The organism is Segetibacter sp. (genome assembly GCF_025963695.1).
Classification (GTDB): Bacteria; Bacteroidota; Bacteroidia; order Chitinophagales; family Chitinophagaceae; genus Segetibacter.
The window spans coordinates 1-4,585 of record NZ_JAOQAH010000025.1 but is presented as its reverse complement, the minus strand read 5'-3'; the positions used below and the strand labels follow the sequence as shown (position 1 = coordinate 4,585).

At 41.4% G+C, this 4,585-nt stretch carries 5 protein-coding genes; all 5 read right to left on the bottom strand.

The window, feature by feature from the left end:
* The coding region (locus JWR87_RS03025; RefSeq protein ID WP_297815439.1) for a sialidase family protein at positions 1-974 on the bottom strand (974 nt) is incomplete at its 3' end.
* Between the two features lie 142 nt (positions 975-1,116).
* Entirely contained in the window at positions 1,117-1,452 is a 336-nt protein-coding gene (locus JWR87_RS03020) for a carboxypeptidase regulatory-like domain-containing protein (RefSeq protein ID WP_297815436.1), read from the bottom strand.
* Between the two features lie 676 nt (positions 1,453-2,128).
* Positions 2,129-2,908 (bottom strand): aldolase/citrate lyase family protein, encoded by a 780-nt coding sequence (locus tag JWR87_RS03015; protein WP_297815433.1) that lies wholly within the window; start codon positions 2,906-2,908, stop codon positions 2,129-2,131.
* 75 nt (positions 2,909-2,983) lie between these two features.
* Positions 2,984-4,147 carry a sialidase family protein gene (locus tag JWR87_RS03010; RefSeq protein ID WP_297815430.1) on the bottom strand — a complete coding sequence of 388 codons (1,164 nt, stop codon included), beginning with the start codon at positions 4,145-4,147 and terminating at the stop codon, positions 2,984-2,986.
* 234 nt (positions 4,148-4,381) lie between these two features.
* Positions 4,382-4,585 (bottom strand): hypothetical protein (locus JWR87_RS03005; protein WP_297815427.1); only part of this gene is annotated, 204 nt, incomplete at its 5' end.

Below are 4,585 nucleotides of genomic sequence, written 5' to 3'. Positions count from 1 at the left end.
ATATGCACTTTGCCGTCTTTAGCCTGAATGACGGCGGGATAACTATATTCTTCCTTAGTACCATTTTCCAAAACTGCAACATCTGTCCACTGTTTGCCATCTTTTGACACTGCAACACTCAATTTGGCGCGTCCGTTATTCCATTCTTTGCCTCTTGTTGTTGGGTTGTACACTAAAAGCTGCAAGCCGTTTTTTAATGTAACTGCATCAGTACCGGAATTAGGGTTTAGAAGATTTGTTGCCGATAAAGCACCCCACGTTTTTCCATTGTCCTCAGAATATGCTTCAACCACTTTATCCTCCCTGCTTCTGCAAAGAATTTGCAGCTTGTTGCCAGGATAAAATAGTATGCTCGGTTGAATTACGTTGAAAGCTGTTCCGGGATCAACCGGTATTAATTGCCATGTTGCACCAAGGTCAGTAGATCTCTCGATATGCGCTTTCCAACTTTCTCTTGTTTCGGTACTTGAAGGAGAAAGAATAGTTCCGTCTGCTAATTGAACAGGCTTGTTTTTAATAGGTCCTAAAATTCCTGCCGGTAACTTCTGTGGCGAAGACCACGTTTTTCCATCGTCCACTGAGGTGCGAAGCATACCCCACCATTCGCGAGGGGACGGACCTACTTTATAAAATAAAAAGAGTTTACCTTCTTTTGCCTTGAATAATACCGGGTTCCATGAAGGGTAGCGAAGGGTATCGTTAATAACTCCGTCTGCCACGAGTACCGGCTCACTCCATTTCCCTTTCTCCTGGGTAGAAAGCCATATTCCGACATCTTTGTGACCTTCACTGGTACCGGCAAAATATGCCGCCATTAGTTTTGTAGGATTAACCTCAACAATGGTCGATGCATGACATTGGGCGAACGGAGGGTTATTAAAAATTAATTCCTGCCGGGCAATTTTCCAGGTATTTTGAGCATTACTGCTTAAGGATAGAAATAGCAGTGCGATAAAGGTTCCGTATATTTTCATGAGTTGTATAATTATAGTTAGGTGATGTTTCGGTGAAAAAAGATATAGAGTCCTGAATCTTTTTCGGATCTCAATATAATGTCGTTAGGTTTAGCAATTTCTTTTTGGGAACCAGCATCTAAATGATTGTTCAACATTGTTGTTACGAATTTGCTGGGTTAACACGCAAATTCCTCACTGTACGTTTTTGTTTTTTATTTACCAAAACATCATTGCTTCCGCGCACTGTAATAGTATATTGCCCGGTCGAATTGGTGGTAGTACCAATAGATGTGTTTTTGATACTTACACTAACGCCCGACATTGCATCCCCCTTCAGGTCTTTCACAACACCGGATATTGAAGACTGGGCATTAACAACAAATAATAAAGCCTGTGAAAGTAGTAATAGAAGGAAGGATTTTCTAAAATTCGGCAGTCGTTTACAAATCTGCCCCGTATTAAGGGAGAGTCTCCTTAACGTGAAAGTTCTATTCATATGGCAATATTTAAGGTGTTAGAAAGAGAAGTTCGTTAGAATTTGTACAAGTAAAAGTACCGATTGGTTACCCGGTAAATTATTAGTTATTGACCAATTATTATACAATGTTATCATGGTGAGTAAAATTGGCTGAAGCGGTATCTACGTTATTTGTGCCCCTTTGTATATCCTTTTGCATAGTTGTTTTTAAGGGTGGTATGGACAAAGCATAACCATTCCCGACTTTAAGGCTACGGCTCATTTTTATGTTGCCGTACAAGTGAGTGACACAACGATGATGCTACGAAAACCGCTGCTGGAAACCAACCTCAAGTAAGAATAATGAGTAGGCATTTACTTAACAACCGCTCGTCCTTGCGAGGAGGCACGACGAAGCAATCTGCTCAAGGCATTGTAATTTAAAAGCAGATTGCTTCGTCCTCCTTCGTCGTCCTCGCAATGACGACAGTCCTTGCTTACCTGCTTAAATTAACGACAATGAATGCTCAGTATTAAACATAAGGTACAAGTGTGCGACGCAACGATTGTAAATAGTAGCAAGACTGCCCGGCTCATAAAAATTATTTCGCATTTTTTGCTATAGGTATAAAATAATAAAGTAGCGGAAGTAACGGTGTGCGCTATATGTATCGGGCTCTATGTAAAATATAAACATTAAGTGCACGCGGTCCCATTACTTAATGCTGCGCAACCTGGTTAAAGCCTCATGAGATGCATCTTTAAAAAACTTACTATCATAACTATAGGTCACAAACCTCATTCCCTCTTTAACCCACTTTTCTACCAACTCCATATTAGAAAAATGAATGCCCGGCGCTACCCCATACTTGTTACATTGGGCTATAATTTCGCGAAATGCTTCCTCCATTCGCGGGTGTTCAAGCTGCCCCGGAATACCCATATCCTGCGACATGTCTGCAGGACCAATCATTACCGCATCAACGCCTTTTGTTGACACTATTTTTTCAACATTGTTCACACCCTCTTCACTCTCGATCTGAACGATGGTCATGATTTCTCTATTCGCCCATTCGGTATATTCAACCTGGTCGTAATTTCTGTATAGCGCTACCGTTTCCGATATACTTACCCCTCTTTTTCCAACCGGCGAATATTTCGTAGAGTTAATAATATGCCTTGCCTCCTCTCCTGTTCTAACCTGCGGCAATATCAATCCTTCGGCACCAACATCTAACATTTGCGCCATCTGATGATACAGTTTATCGGGCACACGTACGAACAATGCCATCTCCTCATACTTCGACGCCAAACAAAAATTTCCGATGGTCTCGAGATCGTAATCGTTGTGTTCGGTATCCAGGATTATATAATCCCAATTCTGCGATGCACACATGGCAACTGCATAAGGAGATTTAAGTATTCTGAGCATAGTTCCGTAACATATTCCACCTTCTTTCAGAATCCTTTTTACGCGGCTCGATTTTAATTTCATATGGTTCATAGCTTGTGTTGAAAATATTTTTTTAACCAACCGTACTTCTTACCAGGTATTTAAATGGCACGTGTATTATGGAATTTCCGACAATTGTAAATGCACGTAGCGGATCTTTTTTCTGTTCCAGGTATAAGTCATATGCAGGTCGCCATTTTTGCTTTGTATGATATTAGGATAAGAAAATTCTCCAGCTTCACTTTCTAATGTTTGAAACATTGTAAAGTTTTCACCGTCTTTACTTATCGCCAGATTTAGCGGCGATCTTCCGCTGAAGGTGTGGTTATAGATCAAAATCACACGTCCATCTTTAAGCTGTAAAGCGTCCAATCCTGAGTTAGGATTCGGAACATTTATTGGTCTTGCCTGGGTCCATGTAATTCCTCCATCCTTCGAATCAGCCACACAAATCTTACCCAGCTTTGAAGTGGAACGTGCATAAAGCCGCAGATTTTTGCCGCCAAGTGATACAACTGAAGGTTGAATAATTCCCGTAGTGTACTGCCATTCATCAGAACCAGGCACCTCTTTCGGAACTTCATTTTTTACACTCTCGCCATATAAGTTTGCAGGTACAGTGATAGGTCCTTTTTTCGACCACGTTTTTCCATTGTCACTGCTTCGTTCAATCCACACTGCCCAGTTGCGGAAGCTTTCCACTGAGGTTCCGCTTACAACTGTTCCATCTGCCATTACAAGCGGCTTCGCCCTGATCGGTCCATATAAACCGGCAGGAAGATGTTCAGTTTTTGACCATGTTACGCCGTTATCAGCACTCCATTTTCGTCCTGCCGTCCAACTCGCGGGATGCGGTCCAAACTTATAATATAACCACAGTTTACGATCGTGAGTATAAAACAGAACCGGGTTCCAGCAAGGCGTACCGGGCTCTCTCGCAAGCTCTGATGGTGCTGCCCATTTTCCGTTTATTCTTTTGGCTCCCCAAATAGCAACGTCATTATTTCCTTCAGCAGTTCCACCAAACCATGCACTCATTAAACCACCATTTGATAATTCAACAATTGTAGAAGCATGACAAGAGGCGAAGGGCGCTGATTCAAAAATGAATTCCCGTTCGATTTCGTTTTTTACAACATTGCCGGCGCTATCTTTTTTCATCCTGGCTATAGTTTTTTTTCCTCCTTCATCGTCTTTTAAGATAGTACTGTATGTTGAAAACGGCAAAACAGTACCGGCAACAATTATTACTGTAAAAAGTAAAATGAGTCTGTTTTTCATTGAAATATTTAATAGCAGATCGTTAAAAAAATTCCAGTTCGATAAAAGCTTTTTATACTGCTTAAAATGAAACGGTGTTTAGTTATTTTGGGCCAGGGCTAATTACTACTATGTTGCTTTACTTGCGTCGCACTCTTCAACATATTTTTCATTATTGAGCATATAAAAGCATTTTTTAATTTTCCTTGTACCAATGATATCACCTAAAACGTTTGTCAATGCAGTCAATTTTGTTTAATGGGTATAAGGAACTGCACGCTCATTTGAAGGGATATCATGAACCCGAATCAGCCACACTTCTGCTACCTGCACGCCGCGTCCGCTTCCTCCAAGGCCGGCAGGGCGACTCCAGCTAAGACGTAATTCTCCATTTTGTGTTGCGTCTGCCGGTACCTCAAATTCTTCCGGCTGAAACGTCATTGGTTTCGCCCGCATGGG

Excerpts from the sequence above, each read along its gene's own strand:
- JWR87_RS03020 (WP_297815436.1), bottom strand. The coding sequence starts at position 1,452 with ATGAATAGAACTTTCACGTTAAGGAGACTCTCCCTTAATACGGGGCAG.
- JWR87_RS03015 (WP_297815433.1), bottom strand. The coding sequence starts at position 2,908 with ATGAAATTAAAATCGAGCCGCGTAAAAAGGATTCTGAAAGAAGGTGGA.
- JWR87_RS03010 (WP_297815430.1), bottom strand. The coding sequence starts at position 4,147 with ATGAAAAACAGACTCATTTTACTTTTTACAGTAATAATTGTTGCCGGT.